At 60.8% G+C, this 571-nt stretch carries 1 protein-coding gene; it reads right to left on the bottom strand.

The window, feature by feature from the left end; translation table 11 throughout:
* Nucleotides 1-40: 40 nt before the first annotated feature.
* Nucleotides 41-484, bottom strand: coding sequence for a hypothetical protein (locus OB03_RS14625; protein WP_461344654.1), 444 nt, complete (start codon nucleotides 482-484; stop codon nucleotides 41-43).
* Nucleotides 485-571: the final 87 nt, after the last annotated feature.

Genomic DNA, 571 nt, shown 5'->3' with positions numbered 1-571 from the left:
GTGGATTGGGTCTGCATTACGCGGCCTCTCTGGTTTATGTTCAGTGCGATTGGGTCGCGAAGCCATCAGCCATCAGGTAGGCTACCTTTGCGGTCTCCTGCCTTCCTTGGGTCACGACAGACACCCGGCCAGCCGCCCACAGCATTGCGTTGACCGCCTCCTCGCTCGTAAGGCCACCATCTTCCAGCAGCGCAGTCCCCACATGCGCCATGTGCAGGGCTTGTCGGGAGGAATGGTTTAGGGCTGGGTCCCGTTCTCCAACGTGGCTGCGCGCCACGTAGAGCTCAGCGAGGCCCGCAAGAAGGCGGGCGATCTGAAGGTCAGGGGCTGCCTCTTCAATCTTGGCCAGCCCGGCCACAATCATCGCGAAGGCGTGCTCTTCAGGTTCCAAGTTGGTCGACAGCGGCCACGCCACAGCGGAGATGCGTTCAGCAAGTTCGAGTACCGCGGTGTTGTCACTGGCTAAGGTTTTAAAGCCGGTCAAAGGATAGCCTTTCGGTTTCGAGGCCTCGCACGCGCGCGCGAGAAAACTGTATTAGCGTTGTCGTTGTGTGGGGGCCGCCGGTGTCCA

It is taken from the genome of Brevundimonas sp. GN22, assembly GCF_054824005.1.
This window is presented reverse-complemented; position numbering and strand designations above follow the sequence as displayed.